This window comes from Streptomyces xanthochromogenes, assembly GCF_014650455.1.
In the GTDB taxonomy this organism is placed as follows: domain Bacteria; phylum Actinomycetota; class Actinomycetes; order Streptomycetales; family Streptomycetaceae; genus Streptomyces; species Streptomyces xanthochromogenes.
The window spans coordinates 633938-656470 of sequence record NZ_BMUZ01000002.1; the positions used below are offsets into that span (position 1 = coordinate 633938).

At 70.5% G+C, this 22533-nt stretch carries 17 protein-coding genes; 15 read left to right on the top strand and 2 right to left on the bottom strand.

Annotated elements, in window-relative coordinates:
• Positions 1–209: 209 nt before the first annotated feature.
• Positions 210–3224: an excinuclease ABC subunit UvrA gene (gene uvrA / locus IE267_RS06675; protein ID WP_167154039.1), complete on the top strand. Its 3015-nt coding sequence runs from the start codon at positions 210–212 to the stop codon at positions 3222–3224.
• 552 nt (positions 3225–3776) lie between these two features.
• On the opposite strand, the gene IE267_RS06680 is transcribed toward uvrA, so the two are convergent.
• The gene (locus tag IE267_RS06680) at positions 3777–4670 is read right to left on the bottom strand and encodes a carbohydrate kinase family protein (RefSeq protein WP_189762406.1); all 894 of its coding nucleotides are present in this window, start codon (positions 4668–4670) and stop codon (positions 3777–3779) included.
• Positions 4671–4850: 180 nt separating this feature from the next.
• Here IE267_RS06680 and IE267_RS06685 point away from each other — a divergent pair, with 180 nt between their 5' ends.
• Positions 4851–5279, top strand: coding sequence for a Rieske (2Fe-2S) protein (locus tag IE267_RS06685; protein ID WP_161244424.1), 429 nt, complete (start codon positions 4851–4853; stop codon positions 5277–5279).
• Positions 5280–5300: 21 nt separating this feature from the next.
• Here IE267_RS06685 and IE267_RS06690 read toward each other — a convergent pair whose 3' ends face one another.
• Complete coding sequence (locus IE267_RS06690; protein ID WP_161244425.1) at positions 5301–6224, bottom strand: hypothetical protein; 924 nt, start codon at positions 6222–6224, stop codon at positions 5301–5303.
• Positions 6225–6462: 238 nt separating this feature from the next.
• Between IE267_RS06690 and IE267_RS06695 the strand changes: the two genes are divergently transcribed.
• The 13 genes from IE267_RS06695 (at position 6463) to pgi (ending at position 22469) form a co-directional block, all read left to right on the top strand.
• Positions 6463–7071, top strand: a complete 609-nt coding sequence (locus IE267_RS06695; protein ID WP_161244426.1) for a papain-like cysteine protease family protein — start codon at positions 6463–6465, stop codon at positions 7069–7071.
• Positions 7072–7076: 5 nt separating this feature from the next.
• Complete coding sequence (locus tag IE267_RS06700; RefSeq protein WP_373304487.1) at positions 7077–7952, top strand: hypothetical protein; 876 nt, start codon at positions 7077–7079, stop codon at positions 7950–7952.
• A 229-nt stretch (positions 7953–8181) separates the two neighbouring features.
• On the top strand, positions 8182–10269 hold the full coding sequence (gene uvrC, locus IE267_RS06705) for an excinuclease ABC subunit UvrC (protein ID WP_167154043.1): 2088 nt from the start codon (positions 8182–8184) through the stop codon (positions 10267–10269).
• Positions 10266–11210, top strand: a complete 945-nt coding sequence (gene rapZ / locus IE267_RS06710) for an RNase adapter RapZ (protein WP_189762407.1) — start codon at positions 10266–10268, stop codon at positions 11208–11210. The genes uvrC and rapZ overlap by 4 nt, the downstream gene beginning before the upstream one ends.
• Positions 11207–12229 carry a gluconeogenesis factor YvcK family protein gene (locus IE267_RS06715; protein WP_161247458.1) on the top strand — a complete coding sequence of 341 codons (1023 nt, stop codon included), beginning with the start codon at positions 11207–11209 and terminating at the stop codon, positions 12227–12229. Before rapZ ends, IE267_RS06715 begins: the two co-directional genes overlap by 4 nt.
• Positions 12220–13209 carry a DNA-binding protein WhiA gene (gene whiA, locus IE267_RS06720; protein ID WP_161247460.1) on the top strand — a complete coding sequence of 330 codons (990 nt, stop codon included), beginning with the start codon at positions 12220–12222 and terminating at the stop codon, positions 13207–13209. The genes IE267_RS06715 and whiA overlap by 10 nt, the downstream gene beginning before the upstream one ends.
• 174 nt (positions 13210–13383) lie before the next feature.
• Entirely contained in the window at positions 13384–16332 is a 2949-nt protein-coding gene (locus IE267_RS06725) for a M14 family metallopeptidase (RefSeq protein WP_189762408.1), read from the top strand.
• 211 nt (positions 16333–16543) lie between these two features.
• Positions 16544–17554 (top strand): type I glyceraldehyde-3-phosphate dehydrogenase, encoded by a 1011-nt coding sequence (gene gap / locus IE267_RS06730; protein ID WP_100574434.1) that lies wholly within the window; start codon positions 16544–16546, stop codon positions 17552–17554.
• A 121-nt stretch (positions 17555–17675) separates the two neighbouring features.
• On the top strand, positions 17676–18887 hold the full coding sequence (locus IE267_RS06735; protein WP_167154048.1) for a phosphoglycerate kinase: 1212 nt from the start codon (positions 17676–17678) through the stop codon (positions 18885–18887).
• A 6-nt stretch (positions 18888–18893) separates the two neighbouring features.
• Positions 18894–19670: a triose-phosphate isomerase gene (gene tpiA / locus IE267_RS06740; protein WP_167154050.1), complete on the top strand. Its 777-nt coding sequence runs from the start codon at positions 18894–18896 to the stop codon at positions 19668–19670.
• 108 nt (positions 19671–19778) lie between these two features.
• Positions 19779–20012 carry a preprotein translocase subunit SecG gene (gene secG / locus IE267_RS06745; RefSeq protein ID WP_161247466.1) on the top strand — a complete coding sequence of 78 codons (234 nt, stop codon included), beginning with the start codon at positions 19779–19781 and terminating at the stop codon, positions 20010–20012.
• 113 nt (positions 20013–20125) lie between these two features.
• Positions 20126–20461, top strand: a complete 336-nt coding sequence (locus IE267_RS06750) for an RNA polymerase-binding protein RbpA (RefSeq protein ID WP_003976875.1) — start codon at positions 20126–20128, stop codon at positions 20459–20461.
• Positions 20462–20816: 355 nt separating this feature from the next.
• Positions 20817–22469: a glucose-6-phosphate isomerase gene (gene pgi / locus IE267_RS06755; RefSeq protein WP_189762514.1), complete on the top strand. Its 1653-nt coding sequence runs from the start codon at positions 20817–20819 to the stop codon at positions 22467–22469.
• The last annotated feature ends 64 nt before the right edge of the window (positions 22470–22533 follow it).

The following is a 22533-nucleotide window of genomic DNA, read 5'->3' on the forward strand; positions in this document are numbered from 1 at the left end:
ACGATAGCCCCGCCACTCGTCCGGGTGAAGGTGGCCGGACGAGTCCGTAAATCGAATGCACGTGCTATACGCTCGGGAATGGGTTCTCGCTCAGAAGCGTTGGGACCCTGTCCGGATTCATCCAGGAATCAACGACATCACCGCGGCGGCCCCCCTACCCTGATCGGGGGTCCTGCAGCTCCCTCTCCCTATGAAAGGTGCGGACCGGCGTGGCCGACCGTCTCATCGTCCGTGGCGCGCGCGAGCACAACCTCAAGAACGTCTCGCTCGACCTGCCGCGCGATTCCCTCATCGTCTTCACGGGTCTTTCCGGGTCGGGCAAGTCCTCGCTCGCCTTCGACACGATCTTCGCCGAGGGCCAGCGCCGGTACGTCGAGTCGCTGTCCTCGTACGCCCGCCAGTTCCTCGGCCAGATGGACAAGCCGGACGTCGACTTCATCGAAGGACTGTCGCCCGCCGTCTCCATCGACCAGAAGTCGACCTCGCGCAACCCGCGCTCGACGGTCGGCACCATCACCGAGGTCTACGACTACCTGCGTCTGCTGTTCGCGCGCATCGGCAAGCCGCACTGCCCCGAGTGCCGCCGGCCCATCTCGCGCCAGTCGCCCCAGGCCATCGTCGACAAGGTGCTCGAACTGCCCGAGGGCAGCCGCTTCCAGGTGCTCTCACCGCTGGTCCGTGAGCGCAAGGGCGAGTTCGTCGACCTGTTCGCCGACCTCCAGACCAAGGGCTACAGCCGGGCCCGGGTCGACGGCGAGACCATCCAGCTCGCCGAGCCGCCCAAGCTGAAGAAGCAGGAGAAGCACACCATCGAGGTGGTCATCGACCGCCTCACGGTGAAAGAGGGCGCCAAGCGCCGCCTCACCGACTCGGTGGAGACCGCGCTCGGCCTGTCCGGCGGCATGGTCGTGCTCGACTTCGTCGACCTGGCGGCCGACGACCCCGAGCGCGAGCGGATGTACTCGGAGCACCTGTACTGCCCGTACGACGACCTCTCCTTCGAGGAGCTGGAGCCCCGCTCCTTCTCCTTCAACTCGCCGTTCGGCGCCTGCCCCGACTGCACCGGCATCGGCACGCGCATGGAGGTCGACCCCGACCTGATCATCCCGGACGAGGACAAGTCCCTGGACGAGGGCGCGGTCTCGCCGTGGTCGCTCGGCCACACCAAGGACTACTTCGCCCGTCTGGTGGGGGCGCTCGCCGGTGAGCTGGGCTTCCGCACCGACATCCCCTGGGCCGGCCTTCCGCAGCGCGCCAAGAAGGCGCTCCTGTACGGCCACAAGACGCAGATCGAGGTCCGCTACCGCAACCGGTACGGGCGCGAGCGCGCGTACACCACCGCCTTCGAGGGCGCGGTGCCGTTCGTCAAGCGGCGCCACTCCGAGGCGGAGACCGACGGCGCGCGCGAGCGCTTCGAGGGCTACATGCGCGAGGTGCCCTGCCCCACCTGTGAGGGCACGCGCCTGAAGCCGCTGGTGCTCGCGGTCACCGTGATGGAGCGGTCCATCGCCGAGGTCGCCGCGATGTCGATCAGCGACTGCGCGGACTTCCTGGCGAAGCTCAAGCTCAACAGCCGCGACAAGAAGATCGCCGAGCGGGTCCTGAAGGAGGTCAACGAGCGGCTGAAGTTCCTGGTCGACGTCGGCCTCGACTACCTCTCGCTCAACCGCGCGGCCGGCACGCTCTCCGGCGGCGAGGCCCAGCGCATCCGGCTCGCCACCCAGATCGGCTCCGGCCTGGTCGGCGTGCTCTACGTCCTGGACGAGCCCTCGATCGGGCTGCACCAGCGCGACAACCACCGTCTGATCGAGACGCTGGTCCGCCTGCGCGACATGGGCAACACCCTGATCGTCGTCGAGCACGACGAGGACACCATCAAGGTGGCCGACTGGGTCGTCGACATCGGCCCCGGCGCCGGTGAGCACGGCGGAAAGGTCGTCCACAGCGGTCCGTTGAAGCAGCTGCTCAGCAACAAGGAGTCGATGACGGGGCAGTACCTCGCGGGCAAACGGTCGATCCCGCTGCCCGACGTGCGCCGTCCCGTCGACCCCGCGCGCCGGCTCACCGTGCACGGCGCGAAGGAGAACAACCTCCGCGACATCGACGTCTCGTTCCCCCTCGGTGTGCTGACCGCCGTCACGGGCGTCTCCGGGTCGGGCAAGTCGACGCTGGTCAACGACATCCTCTACACGCACCTGGCGCGCGAGCTGAACGGGGCGCGCAGCGTGCCGGGCCGGCACACCCGGGTCGACGGGGACGACCTGGTCGACAAGGTCGTGCACGTCGACCAGTCGCCGATCGGCCGCACCCCGCGGTCCAACCCGGCGACGTACACCGGCGTCTTCGACCACGTCCGCAGGCTGTTCGCCGAGACGATGGAGGCGAAGGTCCGGGGTTACCTGCCGGGCCGCTTCTCCTTCAACGTCAAGGGCGGCCGCTGCGAGAACTGCTCGGGCGACGGCACGATCAAGATCGAGATGAACTTCCTGCCGGACGTGTACGTCCCCTGCGAGGTCTGCCACGGGGCGCGCTACAACCGGGAGACCCTGGAGGTCCACTACAAGGGCAAGTCCATCGCCGAGGTCCTGGACATGCCGATCGAGGAGGGCCTGGAGTTCTTCGAGGCCGTTCCGACGATCGCCCGTCACCTGCGGACGCTGAACGAGGTCGGGCTCGGCTACGTCCGGCTCGGGCAGTCCGCGCCGACCCTGTCGGGTGGTGAGGCGCAGCGCGTCAAGCTGGCCTCCGAGCTGCAGAAGCGGTCCACGGGCCGCACGGTGTACGTCCTCGACGAGCCCACCACCGGGCTCCACTTCGAGGACATCTCGAAGCTGATCAAGGTGCTTTCGGGCCTGGTCGACAAGGGCAACTCGGTGATCGTCATCGAGCACAACCTGGACGTCATCAAGACGGCGGACTGGGTGATCGACATGGGTCCCGAAGGCGGCAACGGCGGTGGCCTCGTCATCGCGGAGGGCACGCCCGAGGAGGTCGCCTCCGAGCCGGCCAGCCACACCGGAAAGTTCCTGCGGGACATTCTGGGGGCGGACCGGATCAGTGACGCGGCGTCCTCGCCGGGGCGGAAGTCCGCGAAGCGGGCTGCCCCGGCCAAGAAGGCGGCGTCCGCGGCCAAGGCCGCGCCGGCCGCCCGGAAGGCGGCCTCGGCGGCCGCCACGAAGAAGGCCGCCCCGGCGAAGAAGGCGACCCGGGCCCGCAAGGCCTGAGCCGTCCCTCACCCCGCCCCTTCCCCCAACCCTCCGGGCACGGGAAGGGGCGGCCCCCGCCCCGCCCCCCGGCCCCGCCCCCCTGCCCGGGGTCACCCCCTGAGGGGCGCGGGGAACTGCGCGATCAGCCACGTATAACCGGCACCCGAGAAGGAACCCGACAAGGGGCGCGGGGAACCGCGCAACAACGCCCGGCGCGCCCGCACCAAGCCCGCCTCCGCCCGCGGTCATCGGGGCCATCCCAAGCCCGACCTCCGCCCGCGGTCAGCGGGGCCATCCCAAGCCCGACCTCCGCCCGCGGTCAGCGGGGCCGCACCAAGCCACCCTCCGCCCGCGGCCGGCGGGGCCGCATCAAGCCCGCCTCCGCCCGCGCCCGGCGCGCCCGCATCAAGCCCGCCTCCGCCCGCGCCCGGCGCGCCCGCATCAAGCCCGCCTCCGCCCGCGCCCGGCGCGCCCGCATCAAGCCCACCTCCGCCCGCGGTCAGCGCAGCCGCACCAAGCCCGCCTCCGCCCGCGGCCGTACCAAGCCCGCCTCTCCCCGGCAGAGGAGGTTCAGGAGGGCAGCCGTACCTGGGCAGACGTGGGCGGCTGGGCGCCCTCCGCCGCGCAGGTCAGGGCCGCGGCCCGCGCCGCGTAACGCAGGACGCGGGGCCAGTCCGCCGTTGCCAGGGCGGACACGGACCGGACGTGGTGCAGCAGCGCCGCGTTGACCGTGTCACCCGCCCCGATCGTGTCCACGACCTCCACCCGTTCCGCGGCGACCGAGTGCACCGCGCCGTCCGCCGTGTACACCGTCAGGCCCGACGAGCCGCGCGTCAGGACCACTGCCGCCGGGCCCGCCGCCAGCCACTCATCGGGCGTGCCGCCCAGCCACTGCGCGTCCTCCTCCGAGAGCTTCAGGAGGGAGACGTACGGCAACCAGCCGCGAAAGCGGGTGCGATAGGCGTCGGGGTCGGGAATCAGGGCGGGCCGGATGTTGGGGTCCAGGAGGGTGAGCAGGCCCCGCGCCGACTCCCTGCGCAGCAGGGCCTCGTAGGCCGTCGCGCCCGGTTCGAGGATCAGGGAACACGTGCCGAGGGCCAACGCCGTCGCGGAGGGCGGGAGTTGAGGCGGAAGGGCGAAGAGGCGGTCCGCGGTGCCGTCCGCGTAGAAGCCGTAGCCCGCCGAGCCGTCCGGCCCCAGCGTCGCCACGGCGAGCGTCGTGGGCTCCGGCCCGCGCTGTACCAGGGACGTGTCCACTCCGGTCGCGCGCAGCCCGCCCAGCAGGGCCTCGCCGAAGCCGTCCGTGGAGATCCGCGAGCAGAACGCGGCCCCCGAGCCGAGCCTGCCCAGGGCCACCGCGGTGTTGTACGGGCCGCCGCCCGGCCGTGGCACCAGCGGCCCCAGCGGATCCTCGGGGCGCTGCGGCACCAGGTCGATGAGGGCCTCTCCGGCGACGACGATCACGGCCAAGAACGTAGCCCATCCCGCAGCCGCGCGGGCGGCCCGGCCGCAGGGTGAGCCCCGGCGCGGGGTGGCCGATCTGCGCCGGTATCGTCGATGGCGCAACCCGGGTCGGTTGCCGCGGCCGGGTCGGCCGTGCGGACGGCAGGCCCGGACAAGACCAGTGATCAGTGGAGACAGCCCATGACCGGCCAGCCCGCCGCCCGTCGCACCGTGCTGAAAGGCGCCGCCCTCGCGGGGGCCGCGGGGGTCGGCGTGGCCGCCTGCTCCACCGACTCCAAGCTCGGCCACGCCGAGACGCCCACCCCCACCGCCCCCGAGCCGCTCGGCACGCCCGACGCCGTGCCCGTCGGCGGCGCCAAGCTCTACCGCGAGCAGCGCGTCATGGTGAGCTGCCCGGCGAAGGGTGAGTACAAGGCGTTCAGCGCCCAGTGCACGCACGCCGGCTGCCTCCTGGAGAAGATCGAGGACGGCCACGCGAACTGCCCCTGCCACGGCAGCCGCTTCAACGTGATGACCGGCAAGCCCGTGCAGGGCCCGGCCACCGTGCCGCTGCCCTCGGTGCCGGTGAAGCTCAAGGACGGCCAGCTGGTGGCGGGCCCCGACGCGTGACGCACCCCTCGGGCCGGGCACTCACTCCCAGTCCCAGTCGATCCCCAGGATGCCCGGCCGCACCCCCTGCTCCACCAGGTGCACCGAGCGGTGCCGTCCGCTGAGGGTGAGGTCGCTGCGGCCTGAGCGGGCGGCGCCCGTGGAGGTCTGGGCGAAGCGGTGGCAGCGGGCCGGCAGGGCCTGTTCGTCGAAGCGCACCTGGAGGACGTACTGCCCTCCGGCGAAGGCGAAGCCGCGGACGTACTCCCGGCTCGGGCCGCCCGTGCCGTCCTCGAAGCCGTACCCGAACAGATACGTCTCGCCGGCCCGCAGCCGGGTGTCGAAGAGCAGCTCGGCGACCAGGACCCCGGTGGTGGCGTCCCAGCGGACGCGGCCCGTGCGGCAGTTCTCGCCCGCGCGCACCTCGACGCGCGCCGGATCGCAGCCGGCGTCCCCGCGGTGGATGGCCAGATAGCGGTCGACGCCGTCGCGATGGGCCCGTACGACGTGCTGCGAGTCGCGGCCGCGCAGTTCCCGGGCCGCGCCGATGCGGATGCGCTCGTGGTGGCCGACGGTGTGCAGACCGCCGTCGACCGGGACCTCAAGGCCGGTGATGAGCTGCTCGACCACTCCCGACGCCTCGACCAGCGAACGGTACGAGCGCCCGGCGGGCCGCTCGGCATCGGCCACCGTGGCGTCGTCGAGCAGCCGGATCAGTGAGTTCGCGGGCAGGCCGAGCACCTCTTCGAGGCCGCGCACCGCGCGCAGCGACTCCGGGCGCTGCGGCCGGCGTGCGCCCTGCTGCCAGTAACTCAGGCTGGTGACACCGACTTTGATGCCGCGCCCGGCCAGATGGTGCTGGACGCGCTGGAGCGGCAGGCCCCGTACGGAAAGGGCGGCGCGCAGCGCCAGGTGGAAGGGGCCGGTGTGCAGCGCCTGCTTCAGGTCGGCCTCGGAGTGGAGCATGGGGGACTCCTCAGTGAACGTTCACGGTGGGGGGTGGACGCCGGGCGGCGACAGGTCGGGGAAAACCTGGTGGCGGAAAGGGAGTTGTTCACATTCCGGCCATCGCGTTCACACCCGCGTCTCACCCCGCATTGAAGCGCGTTGACCTGTTCTCGACAACGGCCGATGCTCGATCACAAGCGTCCGGACGCGATCCTCCATCATCCCCAACCCCCCACCCCGCCATGGGAGGAACGCGATGCGCAGCAAGAAGAGACGGCTGTCCGCCCTCACCCTCGTGGTGGCGGCCCTGTTTGCCGCCCCCACGGCAACGGCCACCGCCGCCCCGCACAGCGACAAGCCGGTGCCCGCCGCAGCCGCCGCGGCGAGCTCCAAGCGGCTCAACATCACCATGCAGTCGCAGCAGAAGGACAACTGGTGCTGGGCAGGCAGCGGAAACACCATCGCCACCTGGTTCGGCCGGAACTACACCCAGAACCAGTTCTGCAACGCGGCCTTCGGCCGGACGCAGGGTTACGACTGCCCCAACTGGCAGGCAGACCTGGGCAATGTGCAGAACGCCCTGAACTGGGCGGGCATCAACTCCGGCTCTTATGTGACCGGCTGGCTGCGCTACTCGACCGTGCAGACCGAGATCAACAACAACCGCCCGATCGAGACCCGCATCCAGTGGTCCAGCGGCGGCGGTCACATGCACGTCCTGTACGGCTACGACGACGCCAGCAGCTGGGTGTACTGGGGCGATCCCTGGCCCTCCAGCACCCGCTACAACTGGGCTGCGCACGACTGGTACGTCAACAACAATTCCTTCTCCTGGACCCACTCGCTGTACCGGATCGGGGCGTGACGACGATGAAGTTGACCCGCCTCGCACCCAAGGCCTTCGCGCCCAGGGCCCTCGCACCCAAGGCCTTCGCGCCCCTGCTCGTCGTTCCGGCCGTCGTCGCAGCAGCTCTCGTCGGCCTCGCGGCGCCGGGCGCCTTCGCCGACCAGGCACCGCTCGCGTCCGCCGAGTCCAGGGCCGCGGCCCGCCAGGCCGCGTCCGCTCCCGCCACGATCGACACGCTCTCCCGCTTCTTCGCGCGGGACGGCAAGGTCGCGCTCAAGGCCGCCGCCCCGCACATCGAGGGCGACGCCGTACCCGTCTACACGCTCTCCCCGGGCTTCGTCGCGGGGAAGGCGGGCGCCCCCGTCGCGCAGCTGGAGTACCTCGCCTCCACGGCCGTCTCCTCGGACGGCCAGAAGGCCTCGCTGTGGACGGTCCAGGAGGGCTCGTCCTGGCAGGTGGTCAACATAGCCACCGGCGACGACGAGACCCGTTACGCGGCGGCCGGCGCCGCGAAGCTCCCCGGCGGCACCGTGTTCCAGGAGCCGCAGATCAACGCCTGGTACGTGGAGAAGGGCAGCAAGGTGCTGCCGCTCGACGAGGACGCCGTCAAGGCGGTCGGCGCGAACGGCACCACGCTCGCCGCCTACCGGAAGCGCGTCGCCACGGCGTACGGGGACAAGCTGCCGGGCTCGGCCTACGACCGCTCGGGCAAGGCCGGCGGCTACGCCGAGACGGCGGCGGAAACCCGGGCCCAGGCGGCCCAGGCCGCGGCCGTCGCGGCCCGCAACGACGACGGCTCCCCGACGGTGACCGCCACCGTGGCGGGCGCGGGTGTGCTCCTCGCGCTCGGCCTCACCGGGACGGCCGTGCGGCGGCGCCGCACGGCAGAGCGGGGCTAGCCCCGCGCCGGTGCGGGGGCCCGACGGCGTACCCCCGCACCGGCTCGCCCTGCGCACCGGCTCGCCCTCCCGGCCGCCCTTCGTCCGGGAGGCCGCGGCCGGTCGCTCGCGCGGCTCCCCGCACCCCTGTGGGTGCCCCCGGGCCTGCCGGTCGCGTCCACCGCGGCGGAGCTCCAGGGTTCATCCGGGGGACGCGGGGTTGTCGGTGGGCGCCAGTAGGGTGGTGGCCATGGCAGACCCCTCCAGCTACCGCCCCAAGCCGGGACAGATCCCCGACTCGCCGGGGGTCTACAAATTCCGCGACGAGCACCGCCGGGTGATCTACGTCGGGAAGGCGAAGTCCCTGCGGCAGCGGCTCGCCAACTACTTCCAGCCGTTGACGAGTCTGCACCCGCGCACGGCCACGATGGTCACCACGGCCGCGGCCGTGGAGTGGACCGTCGTCGCCACCGAGGTCGAGGCGCTCCAGCTCGAATACTCCTGGATCAAGGAGTTCGACCCCCGCTTCAACGTCAAGTACCGCGACGACAAGAGCTATCCCTACCTCGCGGTGACGATGAACGAGGAGTTCCCGCGGGTCCAGGTCATGCGCGGCGCCAAGAAGAAGGGCGTGCGCTACTTCGGCCCGTACGGGCACGCCTGGGCGATTCGCGAGACGGTCGACCTGATGCTCCGCGTCTTCCCGGTACGCACCTGCTCCGCGGGCGTGTTCAAGCGCTCGGCCCAGATCGGGCGGCCCTGTCTGCTCGGCTACATCGGCAAGTGCGCGGCCCCCTGCGTGGCCCGCGTCACCCCCGAGGAGCACCGCGAACTCGCCGAGGACTTCTGCGACTTCATGGCCGGCCGCACCGGCGCGTACCTGCGCCGCATCGAGCAGCAGATGATGGACGCGGCCGAGGACATGGAGTACGAGCGGGCGGCCCGGCTGCGCGACGACCTGGGGGCGCTCAAGAAGGCCCTGGAGAAGAACGCGATCGTCTTCAACGACGCCACCGACGCCGACCTCATCGCGGTCGCGGAGGACGAGCTGGAGGCGGCCGTCCAGATCTTCCACGTGCGCGGCGGACGGGTCCGCGGCCAGCGCGGCTGGGTCACCGACAAGGTCGAGGCGGTCGACACCGCGGGCCTGGTCGAGCACGCGCTCCAGCAGCTGTACGGCGAGGAGACGGGCGACTCGGTGCCGAAGGAGGTCCTGGTCCCGGCGCTGCCCGAGGACGCGGACGCGGTGAGCGGCTGGCTGGCGAGCCGGCGCGGCTCGAACGTCTCGCTGCGCATTCCGCAGCGCGGCGACAAGAAGGCCCTGATGGTGACGGTCGCGCGCAACGCCCAGCAGGCCCTGACGCTGCACAAGACCAAGCGCGCCTCCGACCTGACGACGCGCTCGCGGGCCCTGGAGGAGATCGCCGTCGCCCTGGAGCTGGACAGTGCGCCGCTGCGCATCGAATGCTTCGACATCTCCCACCTCCAGGGCGACGACGTGGTGGCGTCCATGGTGGTCTTCGAGGACGGCCTGGCCCGCAAGAGCGAGTACCGGCGCTTCCAGATCAAGGGCTTCGAGGGCCAGGACGACGTCCGGTCCATGCACGAGGTCATCAGCCGCCGCTTCAAGCGCTACCTCGCCGAGCAGGCGCGCACGGGGGAGTGGGGCGAGGAGGAGGGGCAGGAGCCCGGGGAAGCGCCCGGACCGGAGCCCACCGGGCCGTCCGCACCCGGGCTCGTACCCGGCCGGGGGAGCGACGGTCAGTCCGGGCCGGTGTCCGGGGAGGTGTCCGCGTTCCAGGAGGAGGACGGGCGGCCCAAGCGCTTCGCCTACCCCCCGCAGCTCCTCGTCGTCGACGGCGGCCAGCCGCAGGTCGCCGCGGCCAAGCGGGCCCTGGACGAGCTGGGCATCGACGACATCGCAGTGTGCGGGCTCGCCAAGCGCCTCGAAGAGGTCTGGGTGCCCGACGAGGACGACCCGGTGGTGCTGCCCCGGTCCAGCGAGGGGCTCTATCTGCTCCAGCGGGTGCGTGACGAGGCCCACCGCTTCGCCATCACCTACCAGAGGGCCAAACGGACGAAGCGCTTCAAGGCGGGCCCGCTGGATGCCGTGCCCGGCCTCGGCGACACCCGCAAGCAGGCCCTGATCAAGCATTTCGGCTCGGTGAAGAAGCTCCGGTCGGCGACAATCGACGAGATCTGCGAGGTCCCCGGCATAGGCCGCAAGACGGCCGAGACCGTTGCCGCGGCCCTCGCCGAAGCGGTCCCGGCCGCACCCGCCGTCAACACGGCGACAGGAGAGATCATGGAAGAGGACGACGGGGGCAGCACGACATGACCGAGCAGCACGACGAAGACCGAGAAGCAGGAGTACACGTGAGTACGGGCACGACGATCGAGGCCGGCGGGGCCGATGCGCCCATCCCCGAGCTGGTGATCATCTCCGGAATGTCGGGCGCCGGGCGAAGCACCGCCGCCAAGTGCCTGGAGGACCTCGGCTGGTTCGTCGTCGACAACCTGCCGCCCGCGCTGATCCCCACCATGGTGGAGCTCGGCGCCCGCTCCCAGGGCAATGTGGCGCGCATCGCCGTGGTCGTCGATGTGCGCGGCCGCCGGTTCTTCGACAACCTGCGCGAGTCGCTCGCCGACCTCGACGCCAAGGAGGTCACCCGGCGGATCGTTTTCCTGGAGTCCTCCGACGACACGCTGGTGCGCCGCTTCGAGTCGGTGCGCCGTCCGCACCCGCTGCAGGGCGACGGCCGGATCGTCGACGGCATCGCCGCCGAGCGCGAGCTGCTGCGCGAGCTGCGCGGTGACGCCGACCTCGTGATCGACACCTCCAGCCTCAACGTCCACGAGCTGCGCGCCAAGATGGACGCCCAGTTCGCCGGCGACGAGGAGCCGGAGCTGCGGGCCACCGTGATGTCGTTCGGCTACAAGTACGGCCTGCCGGTCGACGCGGACCTGGTGGTGGACTGCCGCTTCCTGCCCAACCCGCACTGGGTGCCGGAGCTGCGGCCCTTCACCGGCCTGAACGAGGAGGTGTCGGGCTATGTCTTCAACCAGCCGGGCGCCAAGGAGTTCCTCGACCAGTACAGCGAGCTGCTCCAGCTGATCGCGACGGGCTACCGCCGCGAGGGCAAGCGGTACGTGACCATCGCGGTGGGCTGCACGGGCGGCAAGCACCGCTCGGTCGCCATGTCCGAGAAGCTCGCCGCCCGCCTCGCCTCCGAGGGGATCGAGACCGTCGTCGTACACCGGGACATGGGGCGCGAGTGAAGGTGTACCGCCGGCGCACCGCCGGACCGGTGCTGCGCACCGGCCGCAAGCGGGGCGCCCAGCCCAAGGTCGTCGCGCTCGGCGGCGGCATGGGCCTTTCGGCCTCGCTCGCCGCGCTGCGCCGGATCACCGGCGACCTGACGGCCGTCGTCACGGTGGCCGACGACGGCGGCTCCAGCGGCCGCCTCCGCGACGAGCTGGGCGTGCTGCCACCGGGCGACCTGCGCAAGGCGCTGGCCGCTCTGTGCGGCGACGACGACTGGGGCCAGACGTGGTCCCGGGTCATCCAGCACCGCTTCCAGTCCAAGGGCGACCTGCACGAGCACGCGGTGGGCAACCTCCTGATCGTGGCCCTGTGGGAACAGCTGGGCGACCATGTGCAGGCCCTCGACCTGGTCGGCAAGCTGCTCGGCGCCCAGGGCCGGGTGCTGCCGATGTCGGCCGTGCCGCTGGAGCTGGAAGCCCTCGTACGGGGTCACGACCCGGCGCGTCCCGACGACGTGGACACCGTGCGCGGCCAGGCCACGGTGGCGCTCACGCCCGGTGAGGTGCTCTCCGTACAGCTGGTCCCGCACGACCCGCCGGCCGTCCCCGAGGCGGTCGCCGCGGTCCTCGACGCGGACTGGGTGGTGCTCGGTCCGGGGTCCTGGTTCTCCTCCGTCATCCCGCACCTGATGGTGCCCGAACTGCTCGACGCGCTCATCGAGACCAAGGCCCGCAAGGTGCTCTCGCTGAACCTCGCGCCACAACCGGGTGAAACCGATGGCTTCTCTCCGCAGCGTCATTTGGAGGTTTTGGGACGACACGCCCCTAAACTCGCCTTCGACGTGGTGCTTGCCGATGAGGCCGCCGTGCCCGACCGGGGGAGCCTGACCGACGCCGCGAAACGGCTCGGAGCCGAGGTCGAGCTGGCGCCCGTGGCCAGGCCCGATGGTTCTCCGAAGCACGATCCGGAGCTGTTGGCCGCCGCGTACGACCGTATTTTTCGGATGCATGGAAGGATCGGCCCATGGCGATGACGCCGGCGGTGAAGGACGAGATTTCCCGGCTGCCCGTCACCCGGACCTGCTGCAGGAAGGCGGAGGTCTCGGCGATTCTTCGATTCGCGGGCGGGCTGCACCTGGTGAGCGGCCGCATTGTGATCGAGGCGGAGCTGGACACCGCGATGGCGGCACGTCGGCTCAAGCGGGACATTCTGGAGATCTTCGGGCACAGCTCCGAGCTGATCGTGATGGCTCCGGGCGGCCTGCGCAGAGGGTCGCGGTTCGTCGTACGGGTCGTGGCGGGCGGCGACCAGCTCGCCCGCCAGACCGGTCTCGTCGACGGCCGGGGCCGCCCCATCCGAGGCCTGCCGCCCCAGGTGGTCTCGGGGGCCACCTGTGACGCGGAGGCCGCCTGGCGCGGCGCGTTCCTGGCGCACGGCTCGCTGACCGAGCCGGGCCGCTCCTCGTCCCTTGAGGTGACCTGCCCGGGCCCGGAGGCGGCCCTCGCCCTGGTCGGAGCCGCCCGCCGGCTTCAGATCGCGGCCAAGGCACGCGAGGTCCGCGGTGTGGACCGGGTGGTCGTCCGCGACGGCGACGCGATCGGCGCGCTGCTCACCCGCCTCGGCGCGCACGAGTCGGTGCTGGCCTGGGAGGAGCGGCGGATGCGCCGCGAGGTCCGCGCCACGGCCAACCGCCTCGCCAACTTCGACGACGCCAACCTGCGCCGCTCGGCGCGGGCCGCGGTCGCCGCCGGGGCCCGTGTCCAGCGCGCCCTGGAGATCCTCGCCGAGGAGGTGCCCGAGCACCTCGCGGCGGCCGGCCGGCTGCGCATGGAGCACAAGCAGGCATCCTTGGAGGAGCTGGGCGCGCTCGCCGACCCGCCGCTGACCAAGGACGCGGTCGCGGGCCGCATCCGGCGACTGCTCGCGATGGCCGACAAGCGGGCGCAGGACCTGGGCATCCCCGGCACCGAGTCCAACCTGACCGAGGAAATGGCGGACGGCCTGGTCGGCTGAGGCCCAATAGCCACCAACTCCCTTGAACCGGCGCCCACTTGGTGGGCGCCGGTTCCGCTTTCCCGCAGGGGCGTTCGCACAGGGAGCCGGGGTGGCGCGGTATTGACATGATCATGAAGTGTCATGAGCCTGGCGTCGGTCCACTTTCGTGGCAGACAACAGCAAGGGGGGCTTATGAGACGCAGAGCGAGAGCGATCCTCGCCGCTGCATCACTGCTGACGGCCGGGCTCGTGGCGGCACCCGTCGCCCAGGCCAGTCAGAGCGGAGCCGACGGCGAGGGCATCGTCGTCTGGAACGCCCAGGTCAGCCGCGCACAGCTGCCGCTGCTCCTGGAGGCCGGCGCCGACGCGCAGGAGCTGGGCGCCGAACTGCCGGCCAAGGGCGCGGCGGGAGTCGAGCTCTACCTCACCAAGTCCCAGGCCGCCGCCCTGCGCGGCAAGGGCGTCACCCTGTCCGAGCGCAAGGTCTCCGCGCAGTCCCAGAACCGGCTCAAGGCCGCGGGTGACGGGGTGTTCCGCCCGTACAGCGGCCCGAACGGGCTGAAGCAGGAGATCCTCGACACCGGCAGGGCCAACCCGGGCCTCACCAAGGTCGAGTCGATCGGGAAGACCACGAACGGCCAGGACATCCTCGCCCTCAAGCTGACCAAGGGCGCGAACAAGTCAAGGGACGGCTCCAAGCCCGCCACGTTGTACCTGTCCAACCAGCACGCCCGGGAGTGGATCACCCCGGAGATGACCCGGCGGCTGATGCACCACTACCTCGACAACTACGGCAAGGACCCGCGGATCACCAAGATCGTGGACTCCACCGAGCTGTGGTTCGTGCTCTCCGCCAACCCGGACGGCTACGACTACACCTTCACGCCGGGCAACCGGCTGTGGCGCAAGAACCTCCGCGACAACAACGGCGACGGGAAGATCACCTCCGTCGACGGCGTCGACCCGAACCGCAACTTCCCCTACAAGTGGGGCTACGACAACGAGGGTTCGTCCGAGGACCCCTCGAACGAGACCTACCGCGGCCCGAGCGCGGGCAGCGAGCCCGAGACCAAGGCGCTCGACTCCTTCGAGAAGCGGGTCCACTTCAACTACGCGATCAACTACCACTCCGCGGCGGAGCTGTTGCTGTACGGAGTGGGCTGGCAGGTCGCCACGCCGACCCCGGACGACGTCATCTACAAGGCGCTCGCGGGCACCCCCGACAAGCCGGCCATCCCCGGCTACCTCTCCGAGGTCTCCTCCGCGCTGTACACCACCAACGGCGAGGCCGACGGGCACGCGGCGAACGTCAACGGCACGATGATGTTCACCCCGGAGATGTCGACCTGCACCACCGCGTCGAACCTGGACCCGAACGACCAGTGGAACGCGGCGGACTGCCCCTCGGACTTCAACTTCCCCGACAGCGAGAAGCTGATCCAGGGCGAGTTCGAGAAGAACATCCCGTTCGCGCTCTCCGTCGCCGAGACCTCGGCCCACCCCGACCGGCCGTCCTCCTCGGTCGGCATCGCGGCCCCGGACTTCACGCCGGACACCTTCGCCACCTCCTACGCGCGGGACGACGACCAGCAGGTCGCCGTCACCGTACGCAAGTCGGTGCGCGACAAGACCCTCAACTACCGCATCAACAAAGGCCGTACGCAGACCGAGGAACTGAAGCCCTGGAAGGGCGGCGAGGTCTACGGCGGACAGGACAACATCCGCTTCGACCAGTACCGCGCCGAGGTCGAGGACGCGCACGCCGGTGACCGGGTCCAGGTGTGGTTCACCGGGCGGACCGCCGCGGGCGCGAAGACGTCCAGCACCCCGTTCACGTACACCGTGGCCCAGCGGCCCAGGGGGGACACCCTGGTGCTCGCCGACGAGGGCGGCACGGGTGCGGCCAAGAACGCCGCGCTCTACACCAAGGCGCTCGCCGACAACGGCAGGAAGGCGGCCGTCTGGGACGTGGCGACCCAGGGCACCCCGAGCGCGCTCGGCGTGCTCAGCCACTTCAGGAACGTCGTCTGGTACACCGGCAGCGCCCAGCCGAAGGCCGCCACGATGTTCGCCGTACGGGACTTCGTCAACGAGGGCGGCAAACTCGTCAACGCCGGTGAACAGGCCGGCGGCAGCGTCGATCTGGGCGGCGGCGCCCTGTCCGACGACTTCTCGCAGTACTACCTCGGCGCCTACAACAAGGCCGGGCTCAAGTCGCCGCCCGCCTTCGCCGGGGCCGGCAAGCTCGCGGGCGCCAAGGCCTCGCTCGCCGCGGGCCCGGGCAGTCCGCTGACCGCGGCCGGGGCGTACACCATCACGTCCGACACCCTCAAGCCCCAGCAGTTCCCGCAGTTCACGAGCGCCTCCGCGGGCGACTACCCCGGGGTCCGCACCCCGTTCGAACCCGCCGAGGGCTCCTGGTTCGCGGCGGCCCGGCACCGCGACGACGCCTACATGCGGCTCGCCCGCACCGTCGACCTGTCGCGGACGACGGCCGCCGACCGGCCGAGCCTGGACTTCCAGCTCAGCTACGACACCGAGCCCGGTTACGACCAGGTGATCGTCGAGGCCCACACGGTCGGCCAGGACGACTGGACCACCCTGCCGGACACCAACGGGGGCAGCACCACCAGCGTGCCGAGCCAGTGCGAACAGGGCTACCTCCTCCAGGAGCACCCCTTCCTCACGCACTACCTCACGCTCGGGTCGCCCGCCTGCACGGCGACCGGCAGCAGCGGCACCTGGAACCGCTTCACCGGCTCGTCCGACGGCTGGCAGCAGGTCTCGCTCGACCTCGCCGCCTACGCCGGCAAGCAGGTCGAGATCGCCGTCTCCTACGTCTCCGACCCGGGCACCGGAGGCCTCGGCGCGTTCGTCGACGACACCCGGCTCGTCGTCGGCGGCACCGCGTCGGGGGCCGAGGGCTTCGAGACCTCGCTCGGCCCCTGGAGCGTGCCCGGAGCGCCGGCCGGCAGCCCCGGCAACAGCGGCGACTGGGCCCGCTCCCAGGCGCTGTTCCACTCCTCGGCCGCCGTCGCCACCCGGGACACCGTCCTGCTCGGCTTCGGCCTGGAGAACGTGCCGTCCGCCGCCGACCGCAAGCAGGTCCTGGGGAAGGCGCTCAGCGCACTGCACCGCTGACAGCCGGTAGTGGGGCCGAAGGTCCCCGGTGGCCCGTACCCGCAGGTAGGTACGGGCCACCGGGCCGTTGCGGGCGGCATTTCGGAACCATCCGGACGCGCTCGATGTCACTTCCGAGGCCCTGGGGAGGTAGGGTCGTAACCGGTCGGGGACATCCCATACAACTCGCCGGCGTCGAGAAACCCGGCGTACCTAACGAGGAGATCGGTTCGTGACGATCCGCGTAGGCATCAACGGCTTCGGCCGCATCGGGCGCAACTACTTCCGGGCGCTCCTTGAGCAGGGTGCAGACATCGAGATCGTGGCTGTCAACGACCTTGGTGACACCGCGACCACTGCGCACCTGCTGAAGTACGACACCATTCTGGGTCGCCTCAAGGCCGAGGTCACCCACACCGCCGACACCATCACCGTCGACGGGCACACCATCAAGGTGCTCTCCGAGCGCAACCCGGCCGACATCCCCTGGGGCCAGCTGGGCGTCGACATCGTCATCGAGTCGACCGGCATCTTCACCAAGAAGGCCGACGCCGAGAAGCACATCGCCGGTGGCGCCAAGAAGGTCCTCATCTCGGCTCCGGCCAAGGACGAGGACATCACGATCGTGATGGGCGTCAACCAGGACAAGTACGACGCGGCCAACCACCACGTCATCTCCAACGCCTCCTGCACCACCAACTGTGTGGCGCCGATGGCCAAGGTTCTGGACGAGAACTTCGGCATCGTCAAGGGCCTGATGACGACGGTGCACGCGTACACCAACGACCAGCGGATCCTGGACTTCCCGCACTCGGACCTGCGCCGCGCCCGCGCCGCCGCCGAGAACATCATCCCGACCACGACCGGTGCCGCCAAGGCGACCGCTCTGGTCCTGCCGCAGCTCAAGGGCAAGCTCGACGGCATCGCGATGCGCGTGCCGGTCCCGACGGGCTCGGCCACCGACCTGGTCGTGGAGCTGCAGCGCGAGGTCACCAAGGACGAGGTCAACGCCGCGTTCAAGAAGGCCGCCGGTGACGGCGACCTCAAGGGCATCCTCTACTACACCGAGGACCCGATCGTGTCCTCGGACATCGTGGGCGACCCGGCCTCCTGCACCTTCGACTCCTCCCTGACCATGGTCCAGGAGGGCAAGACGGTGAAGATCCTGGGCTGGTACGACAACGAGTGGGGCTACTCCAACCGCCTCGTCGACCTGACCGTCTTCGTCGGCGGCCAGCTCTGACCTCGGTCCGGTAGGCACCTGATGTGAGCTACAGGGCTCGGGCAGCGCAATGACGCGCTGTACGGGCCCTGTCGCCTGTCCAGACCGTCCGTCACGTACCTCCCAAGGAGTCACCTCTCACATGAAGACGATCGACGAACTTCTCGCCGAAGGCGTCGCGGGCAAGCGGGTATTCGTCCGCGCCGACCTCAACGTGCCGCTGGCCGAAGGCCTCATCACCGACGACGGCCGCATCCGCGCCGTGCTGCCGACCATCAAGGCGCTCGTCGCCGCCGACGCCAAGGTCGTCGTGGCCTCGCACCTGGGCCGCCCCAAGGGCGCCCCGGACCCCCAGTTCTCGCTGCTTCCCGCGGCCGAGCGGCTCGGTGAACTCCTGGGCGCCCCGGTCGCGTTCGCCCAGGACACCGTCGGCCCCGCCGCCCACGACGCGGTGAACGGCCTCCAGCCCGGCCAGGTCGCGGTCATCGAGAACCTGCGCTTCAACGCCGGTGAGACGGCCAAGGACGACGCCGAGCGCGGCGAGTTCGCCGACCAGCTGGCGGCCCTCGCCGACGTGTACGTGGGCGACGGCTTCGGAGCCGTGCACCGTAAGCACGCCTCCGTCTTCGACCTCCCGGCGCGGCTCCCGCACTACGCCGGCTACCTCATCGCCACCGAGGTCGGCGTCCTCAAGAAGCTGACCGAGGACGTCAAGCGCCCCTACACCGTCGTGCTCGGCGGCGCCAAGGTCTCCGACAAGCTCGCCGTCATCGACGAGCTGCTCGGCAAGGCCGACCGCCTGCTCATCGGCGGCGGCATGGCCTACACCTTCCTGAAGGCCAAGGGCTACGAGGTCGGCATCTCGCTGCTCCAGGAGGACCAGATCCCGGTCGTCAAGGAGTACATGGAGCGCGCCGAGAAGAGCGGCGTCGAGCTGGTCCTGCCGGTCGACGTGCTGGTCTCCAAGGACTTCCCGGACCTGAAGACCAAGGCCCCGGCGACCTTCCAGACCGTCGACGCGGACAAGATCCCCGCGGACGAGGAGGGCCTGGACATCGGCCCCAAGTCCCGCGAGCTGTTCGCCTCGAAGATCACCGACGCCGAGACCGTGTTCTGGAACGGACCGGTCGGCGTCGCCGAGCACCCCGACTACGCCGGCGGCACCAGCGCCGTCGCGCAGGCGCTGCTCGACAGCAAGGGCTTCACCGTGGTCGGTGGTGGCGACTCCGCCGCCGCCGTCCGCAACCTGGGCTTCGACGAGTCGAAGTTCGGCCACATCTCGACCGGTGGCGGCGCCAGCCTCGAATACCTCGAAGGCAAGACGCTTCCCGGCCTCGCCGCACTGGAGGACTGAACACCCGTGAGCACCCGTACCCCGCTGATGGCGGGCAACTGGAAGATGAACCTCAACCACCTTGAGGCCATCGCGCACGTCCAGAAGCTCGCCTTCGCGCTCGCCGACAAGGACTACGAGGCCGTCGAGGTCGCGGTCCTGCCGCCCTTCGTCGACCTGCGCTCCGTGCAGACCCTCGTCGACGGCGACAAGCTCAAGATCAAGTACGGCGCCCAGGACATCTCGGCGCACGAGTCCGGTGCCTACACCGGTGAGATCTCGGGCCCGATGCTGGCCAAGCTGAAGTGCGCCTACGTCGCCGTGGGCCACTCCGAGCGCCGGCAGTACCACGCCGAGACCGACGAGATCTGCAACGCCAAGGTGAAGGCCGCCTACCAGCACGGCCTGACCCCGATCCTCTGCATCGGCGAGGGCCTGGACGTCCGCAAGGCCGGTGAGCAGGTTCCGTACACGCTCGCGCAGCTCGACGGCGGCCTCAAGGACGTGCCGGCCGAGCAGGCCGAGTCCATCGTGATCGCGTACGAGCCCGTATGGGCGATCGGCACCGGCGAGGTCGCCACGCCCGAGGACGCCCAGGAGGTGTGCGGAGCGATCCGCGCGCGCCTGGCCGAGCTGTACTCGCAGGAGCTCGCCGACAAGGTGCGCATCCAGTACGGCGGCTCGGTGAAGTCCGGGAACGTCGCCGCGATCATGGCCCAGCCGGACGTCGACGGCGCCCTCGTCGGCGGTGCCGCGCTGGACGCCGAGGAGTTCGTCAAGATCGTCCGCTTCCGCGACCAGTAAGTATGCGGTAGCGCGGATCCGTCGTACCCTTGCGGGGGCCGGGACAGGGATTGTGGAATGTCCCCCCGGCCCCCGTCGCCATATCAGTCCTAGGAAGTTGGTCCAGCCGTGATTGTCGGGTTCTCGATTGCCCTGATCGTCTTCAGCCTGCTGATGATGCTGCTGGTGCTGATGCACAAGGGGAAGGGCGGCGGCCTCTCCGACATGTTCGGCGGTGGCATGCAGTCCTCCGTCGGCGGTTCCTCGGTCGCCGAACGCAACCTCGACCGCATCACCATCGTGGTCGGTCTGTTGTGGTTCGCGTGCATTGTCGTACTTGGTCTGCTGATGAAGCTCAAGTAAGCCGTCGTCGTTCGACGTTTCGGGGGTGGGGTGTAACTCCAATCACTGGACGCGCGTTGGGCCTTACGTAGACTGGGGCATCTTCGAGCACCATCACGCAGGGAGTTACGACCGTGGCAAGTGGCAACGCGATCCGGGGAAGCCGGGTCGGAGCGGGGCCGATGGGGGAGGCCGAGCGGGGCGAGTCCGCGCCGCGCCTCCGCATCTCCTTCTGGTGCTCGAACGGGCACGAGACGCAGCCGAGCTTCGCCAGTGACGCACAGGTTCCGGAGACGTGGGACTGCCCGCGCTGCGGATTCCCCGCAGGACAGGACCGGGACAACCCGCCGGACCCGCCGCGCACCGAGCCGTACAAGACGCACCTCGCGTACGTACGCGAACGGCGCAGCGATGCGGACGGCGAGGCGATTCTCGCCGAGGCACTCGCCAAGCTCCGCGGCGAGATCTGACAGTTGAAGGGCCCACAGGGTGAACTCGCTTCCCCCACAGGGCCCTTCGGTGTATCCGGACCCGTGTCGCGGCCACGTATGCGCGCCGAGCGGTGAAGGCCCACGTCGCCGGCGATGATCAGTGGTGCCCTCCACCCTGCGCAGCAGCCGACCGCCAGGGGGGAGCAGGGCGGAGCGGCCCTCCGCCGCGTGCGCGTGCTCGGGGGTGACGGCCGCCGCCATGGCGGGGCGCTCTTCCGGGCAAGGCGTTCCGGACACTCGCCGCGCTGATTCCTGCCCGCGCCGCCTGATCAATTAGGTTGGAGGTGCAGCGGGGCAGGTACGCAAGTACGAGAGAAGTGGGCTGATGTCGGAGATGAACGCAGGAAGCCGTACCAGGCTCAACCAGATGCCCGAGTGGACCGCACTGGGCAAGCACCGGGAGCAGTTGGGCGACACCCATCTGCGTGAGCTGTTCGCCGCCGAGCCCGGTCGCGGCACCGCATACACCCTGCAGGTCGGCGATCTCTACCTCGACTACTCCAAGCACCTGGTGACCGACGAGACCCTCGCGCTCCTGCGCGAGCTGGCCGCGGCCGCCGATGTCGCGGGGCTGCGGGACGCCATGTTCCGCGGCGAGAAGATCAACGTCACCGAGGACCGCGCGGTCCTGCACACCGCGCTGCGCGCCCCCAGGGGCGCGGTGATCGAGGTCGACGGCGAGAACGTGGTGCCGGGCGTCCACGAGGTGCTCGACAAGATGGCCGGGTTCTCCGAGAAGGTCCGCTCGGGCGAGTGGACCGGGCACACGGGCAAGCCCATCAAGAACGTCGTCAACATCGGCATCGGCGGCTCCGACCTCGGCCCGGCGATGGCGTACGAGGCCCTGAAGTCGTTCACCGACCGGGAGTTGACGGTCCGCTTCGTGTCCAACGTGGACGGCGCCGACCTCCACGAGGCCGTCCGCGACCTGGACGCGGCCGAGACGCTGTTCATCATCGCGTCCAAGACGTTCACCACCATCGAGACCATCACCAACGCCACCTCGGCGCGCAACTGGCTGCTCACCGAGCTGAAGGCCGATCAGGACGCCGTCGCCAAGCACTTCGTGGCCCTGTCGACCAATGCCGACAAGGTCGCCGAGTTCGGCATCGACACGGCCAACATGTTCGGCTTCTGGGACTGGGTCGGCGGCCGCTACTCCTTCGACTCGGCCATCGGCCTCTCCCTGATGATCGCGGTGGGGCCGGACCGGTTCCGCGAGATGCTGGACGGCTTCCACCTCGTCGACGAGCACTTCCGCACGACGCCCACCGAGTCCAACGTGCCTTTCCTGCTCGGCCTGTTGGGCGTCTGGTACGGGGCGTTCTTCGACGCCCAGTCGCACGCGGTGCTGCCGTACTCGCACTACCTGTCCAAGTTCACCGCCTACCTCCAGCAGCTCGACATGGAGTCCAACGGCAAGTCGGTGGACCGCGACGGCAACCCGGTCGACTGGCAGACCGGCCCGGTCGTGTGGGGCACCCCGGGCACCAACGGGCAGCACGCGTACTACCAGTTGATCCACCAGGGCACCAAGGTCATCCCCGCCGACTTCATCGGCTTCGCCGAGCCGGTCGCCGACCTCCAGCCGGGCCTGGTCGCCCAGCACGACCTCCTGATGGCCAACTTCTTCGCGCAGACGCAAGCACTGGCCTTCGGCAAGACGCCCGACGAGGTGCGCGCCGAGGGCGTGGCCGAGGAGCTCGTGCCGCACAAGACGTTCAAGGGCAACCACCCCACCACCACGATCCTGGCCAAGGAGCTGACCCCCTCGGTCCTCGGCCAGCTGATCGCCCTTTACGAGCACAAGGTGTTCGTCCAAGGCGCGATCTGGAACATCGACTCCTTCGACCAGTGGGGCGTCGAGCTCGGCAAGGTCCTCGCCAAGCGCGTCGAGCCCGCCCTGACCGAGGGCGCGGACGTGCCGGGTCTGGACGAGTCGAGCAAGGCGCTCGTCGCCAAGTACCGCACCCTGCGCGGGCGTTGACGCCTTGAGGCCGGGCCCGCACTCCAAGCGGGCCCGCGCACGCACGGGAAGACCCGCGCACGCA

Excerpts from the sequence above, each read along its gene's own strand:
- uvrC (WP_167154043.1), top strand. The coding sequence starts at position 8,182 with ATGGCAGACCCCTCCAGCTACCGCCCCAAGCCGGGACAGATCCCCGAC.
- IE267_RS06695 (WP_161244426.1), top strand. The coding sequence starts at position 6,463 with ATGCGCAGCAAGAAGAGACGGCTGTCCGCCCTCACCCTCGTGGTGGCG.
- IE267_RS06725 (WP_189762408.1), top strand. The coding sequence starts at position 13,384 with ATGAGACGCAGAGCGAGAGCGATCCTCGCCGCTGCATCACTGCTGACG.
- IE267_RS06700 (WP_373304487.1), top strand. The coding sequence starts at position 7,077 with ATGAAGTTGACCCGCCTCGCACCCAAGGCCTTCGCGCCCAGGGCCCTC.
- IE267_RS06690 (WP_161244425.1), bottom strand. The coding sequence starts at position 6,224 with ATGCTCCACTCCGAGGCCGACCTGAAGCAGGCGCTGCACACCGGCCCC.
- IE267_RS06735 (WP_167154048.1), top strand. The coding sequence starts at position 17,676 with ATGAAGACGATCGACGAACTTCTCGCCGAAGGCGTCGCGGGCAAGCGG.
- rapZ (WP_189762407.1), top strand. The coding sequence starts at position 10,266 with ATGACCGAGCAGCACGACGAAGACCGAGAAGCAGGAGTACACGTGAGT.
- whiA (WP_161247460.1), top strand. The coding sequence starts at position 12,220 with ATGGCGATGACGCCGGCGGTGAAGGACGAGATTTCCCGGCTGCCCGTC.
- IE267_RS06685 (WP_161244424.1), top strand. The coding sequence starts at position 4,851 with ATGACCGGCCAGCCCGCCGCCCGTCGCACCGTGCTGAAAGGCGCCGCC.
- pgi (WP_189762514.1), top strand. The coding sequence starts at position 20,817 with ATGAACGCAGGAAGCCGTACCAGGCTCAACCAGATGCCCGAGTGGACC.